The organism is Tepidiforma sp. (assembly GCF_034433535.1).
GTDB lineage: Bacteria > Chloroflexota > Dehalococcoidia > Tepidiformales > Tepidiformaceae > Tepidiforma.
On the sequence record NZ_DAOUAO010000123.1, the window covers coordinates 1 to 3,844 of the forward strand.

6 protein-coding genes and 1 pseudogene are annotated in these 3,844 nt (G+C 70.6%); 1 reads left to right on the forward strand and 6 read right to left on the reverse strand.

Annotated features, from left to right (window positions below; genetic code table 11):
• The coding region (locus VAE46_RS06885) for a flavodoxin family protein (RefSeq protein WP_322796183.1) at positions 1 to 554 on the forward strand (554 nt) is incomplete at its 5' end.
• A 40-nt stretch (positions 555 to 594) separates the two neighbouring features.
• On the opposite strand, the pseudogene VAE46_RS13540 reads toward VAE46_RS06885, so the two are convergent.
• From VAE46_RS13540 to rplU, 6 genes and pseudogenes are all read right to left on the reverse strand, one after another.
• Positions 595 to 807 (reverse strand): annotated as a pseudogene (locus VAE46_RS13540) (DUF6504 family protein); the annotation flags it as partial.
• Entirely contained in the window at positions 756 to 1,988 is a 1,233-nt protein-coding gene (locus tag VAE46_RS06890; protein WP_322796184.1) for a hypothetical protein, read from the reverse strand. The gene VAE46_RS06890 and the pseudogene VAE46_RS13540, both read right to left, overlap by 52 nt.
• A 61-nt stretch (positions 1,989 to 2,049) precedes the next feature.
• Entirely contained in the window at positions 2,050 to 2,979 is a 930-nt protein-coding gene (locus VAE46_RS06895; protein ID WP_322796185.1) for a DUF1385 domain-containing protein, read from the reverse strand.
• A 67-nt stretch (positions 2,980 to 3,046) separates the two neighbouring features.
• Positions 3,047 to 3,247, reverse strand: coding sequence for a 50S ribosomal protein L31 (gene rpmE / locus VAE46_RS06900; RefSeq protein ID WP_322796186.1), 201 nt, complete (start codon positions 3,245 to 3,247; stop codon positions 3,047 to 3,049).
• A 12-nt stretch (positions 3,248 to 3,259) separates the two neighbouring features.
• A complete protein-coding gene (gene rpmA, locus VAE46_RS06905; protein WP_322796187.1) occupies positions 3,260 to 3,526 on the reverse strand; it encodes a 50S ribosomal protein L27 in 267 nt (88 codons plus the stop codon).
• 6 nt (positions 3,527 to 3,532) lie between these two features.
• The coding region (gene rplU / locus VAE46_RS06910) for a 50S ribosomal protein L21 (protein ID WP_322796188.1) at positions 3,533 to 3,844 on the reverse strand (312 nt) is incomplete at its 5' end.

Below are 3,844 nucleotides of genomic sequence, written 5' to 3' on the forward strand. Positions count from 1 at the left end.
CACTGGCTCGCATCCTGCTCCTCTACGACTCCCGCGGAGGGCTGACCGCCCGCCTCGCCGACGCCATCGAAGCGGGCATCCGCGAGGCCGGCGGCGTCTGCCTGCGCCGCACGGTCGAAGAGGCCAGCCCCACCGACCTGCTCGCCTGCGACGGCCTCGCCCTCGGCTCGCCCAACTGGAGCGGCATCACCGGCCGGCTGAAGGAGTGGTTCGATACCTCCGGCGACCTGTGGGAAACGGGCGAGCTGGCCGGGCTGCCGGCCGCGGCCTTCACCGCCGGCTACTCCCGCTCGGCCGGCACCGAGGCCACCCTGCTGCAGCTCATCCACCTCGTCCTCGCCCACGGCATGGTGGTGGTCGGGCTCCCGTGGAGCGAGACGATGCGGCGCTCCGGCTCGTATTACGGCGCCACCGCCCACGGCGAGGTCACGCCCGAGGATGCGGCGCAGGCCCGGCGGCTCGGCGCCCGCCTGGCGGAGGTGGCCCGGCTCCTGGCCGCCGGCCGTCATCGTCCCGGGCAGCCAGGTACGGCTGGAGAAACCACCCCCCGCTGACGAGGTCCTGGAATACCGTCAGGCGGCGCCCGCCGGCGAGCTCCACCGCGAAGTAGCGCCGCGAAATCTCCTCCCGCCACCACTCGTCATCGATCCGCCAGCGGTCGAGAATTGCCCGGACGGGCACCATCCGCCCGCGCCAGGCGATGGCCGTCGGTTCGCCGTCAGCGTTCGCCTCCGCGGCGATACCCCGCGGCCGGTTCAGGAACCGAACGCCACCAGCGCTGTCTGCCGTTCCGGGATTCGCGACCACGGTTGCACCTCCACAATCCGGTAGACCTGCGGCCCGCCGGCCCGTGCATGCAGCTGCGCCACCGCCTCATCCAGCTCGCGCTGCCGCCCGCGCCCCGCCGGCCACAGGAGCTGCTGGTGGGCGTATTCGCTGCACGCCCCCGAGAGGGTGACGCCCACGCCCACCGCCGGCGCCGGCAGCCGCAGGCCCTCGAGTTTCCCGCGGAGCACGAAGAGCGCGTGGCGGGGGTCGGCGGTGGGCTCGCGGAAACCCAGCTTCCGCGCGGCACGAGTCCCGTCCTCGAGCGCAGCCCACCACTCCGCCAGGCGGATGGCGCGCCCGCTCAGCTCCGGGCGTGCGAAGGCCCGCACGAAGGCCGCCTCGCTGGCCGCCAGCAGCGCCTCCCGCGTGACCGCGGCTGCGGGGAGCTCGACCTCCTCCGTCACCTGCAGCTCCTCGGCAACGGGACGCACGCCCTCGTCGTCCCGCCCGTTCGCCAGCTCCCACGCCCGCCGGCCCGCTGGCCCGAACTGCGCCTGCACCGCCGAAAGCGGCAGCGAAGCCACCTGCCCCAGCCGCACGATCCCGAACAGCCGCAGCCGCTGCTGCATCGCGGCATCCACCGGCAGGACCTCGATCGGCAGGTGCGCCAGGAACTCCCGCTCCCGCCCGGGCACCACCACCAGCGAACGGCGCCGCCGGCCATCATCCCCCGCGATCCGGCAGCCCAGCGCCAGGGCGCTGCAGGCCGCGTGCGCCGAGAACACCGTTTGCGCCGCCCCGGCCAGCACCGGCAGCCCCATCGCTGCCTCCGCGCTCTCCCGGAGCGCCCCCAGGTACTCCGCAGTGCCCAGCCCGGCCAGCTCTGGCATGCCCCGGATATCCGCGTGCAGGTGCCCCTCGGCGATCGGCTCCACCACCGGGCATCGCTCCCGGAAGAACGCGACCAGCCGCCGCGCCTCATCTGCCACCGCCGCCCGCGAAAGCGGCAGGAACACCGCCCCCGGGCAGAGCGCCAGCGCCCGCCGCAGGCTCATGCCCGGCTGCACCCCCGCGGCCATCGCCTCCGGTGAACAGGCCGTCACCTCCGCGTGCTCCTCCGGCGAACCGCCCACCACCACCGGGCGCCCCGCCAGCTGCGGCGCTTCCCGCCTGGCGATCGCGATCGCAAACCACGGGACGAGGAAGCAGGCGAAGGTCATTGGACCTCCGACTATAGAACAGACGTTCTAATCCCGGAAGGCCCGAAGTGTGAAAATTTCGTCAGCCGCTGCCGCGCTGCGCCGCTGCCTGCACCCCGGCCGCCGCCAGCGTCGCCTCGAACGACGCGAGCGCCACCTCGATCTGCGCGTCATCCGGCACGCGCGTGGTCAGCCCCTGGAGGGCGATGTTCGGCGCGAACGCCCAGCGCACCGGCCGGAGGTGCCGGTAGCGGGCGCCCAGCCGCAGCAGCTCGTAACTCAGTCCGGCCACCACCGGGATGAGCAGCACCCGCGAGGCCACCCGCACCAGCAGGCCCTCGTCCACCAGCAGGTCGAACACGAAGAACAGCACCAGCGCCACCATCACCACCACCAGCAAGAAGCTCGTCCCGCAGCGCTGGTGCTCCTTCGGGAACCGCCGGACCTCCTCCACGGTTAGCGGTCGCCCGGCTTCGTACGCATGGATGGTCATGTGCTCGGCGCCGTGGTACTGGAACACCCGCCGGATATCCGGGATGAGCCCGATCGCCGCGATGTAGCCGATAAACAGCCCGAGTCGGATAAGGCCTTCCGCCAGCACCACCCAGAAGCGCGCCACATCCCATCGCTCCAGCAGGTGGGCGAGGAAAATCGGCGCGGCGAAGAACACCGCCACCACGAACAGCAGCGAGAGCAGCATCGTGCCGAGGAACGCCTTCTCCGGGAACGGCTCCGGCTTCTTGCTCTCGTCTTCCTCCTCGAACGCGATCCGCGAGGAGAACTGTAGCGCCCGCATCCCCAGGGCCAGCGTCTCCCAGAGCACCACCACCCCCCGCACCAGGGGGATCCGCCGCGACCGGCCGGTGTAGATCCCGGTCAGCCGCTCCGAATGCGTGACAATGTGGCCGCGGGGGTGCCGCACGGCAACGGCCATGTGCTCCGGCCCGCGGATCATCACCCCTTCGATGACGGCCTGGCCGCCGTAGTACACCTGTGTCGGTTCCGAAGCCATCGGCTGCCCTGCAAACCAAAAGGGCGCCGGGAAACCGCGGCGCCCCTTCGCGAACTCCGTTGACGGTTCAGCCGCGCTGGAAGCGCCGGTTGAACCGCTCGACCCGCCCGGCGGTGTCGACGATGCGCTGCTCCCCCGTGAAGAACGGGTGGCACACGTTGCAAACGTCCAGGTGAATCGTGGCCTTTGTCGAGCGAGTCTTAATCTCGTTGCCGCACGAGCAATGAATCGTTGCTTCGACGTACTGGGGATGAATCCCGGGCTTCATCTCGCGCTCCTCTCAGGCCTCACTCAGCGCGTAGACGCTGATCTTCTTGCGCCGGCCCTTGGCGTACGGCTCGAACTTCACTCGCCCATCGATGAGCGAGTAGATCGTGTAGTCCCGCCCCAGGCCGACGTTGTCACCGGGGTGGAAGCGGGTTCCCCGCTGACGCAGGATGATGGCGCCCGGCTTCACGCTTTCGCCATCGAAATGCTTCACGCCGAGCCGCTTGCTGTTGCTGTCGCGCCCGTTCTTTGAGCTGCCGACGCCCTTCTTGTGCGCCATCTTCGCTTACCCCTTCGTGATCGATTCCACCACCAGCCGGGTGATCGGCTGCCGGTGTCCGAACTTCCGCCGGTAGCGGACCTTGTTCTTGTACTTCATGAACACGAGCTTCGGCGCCCGCCCGTGCTGGGTAATGCGCGCCCGGACCTTCGCCCCTTCGACGAGCGGCGTCCCGACCGTCACCGACGGCCCGTCGAGGACCATCAGCACATCCAGGTCCACCACATCGCCTGGCTCGCCGGCGACCCGGTTCAGCTCGAATTCCTGCCCCTCAATGAGGCGCAACTGGCGCCCATCGGCGCGAACGATCGCTTCCAT

Excerpts from the sequence above, each read along its gene's own strand:
- VAE46_RS06890 (WP_322796184.1), bottom strand. The coding sequence starts at position 1,988 with ATGACCTTCGCCTGCTTCCTCGTCCCGTGGTTTGCGATCGCGATCGCC.
- VAE46_RS06895 (WP_322796185.1), bottom strand. The coding sequence starts at position 2,979 with ATGGCTTCGGAACCGACACAGGTGTACTACGGCGGCCAGGCCGTCATC.
- rpmE (WP_322796186.1), bottom strand. The coding sequence starts at position 3,247 with ATGAAGCCCGGGATTCATCCCCAGTACGTCGAAGCAACGATTCATTGC.
- rpmA (WP_322796187.1), bottom strand. The coding sequence starts at position 3,526 with ATGGCGCACAAGAAGGGCGTCGGCAGCTCAAAGAACGGGCGCGACAGC.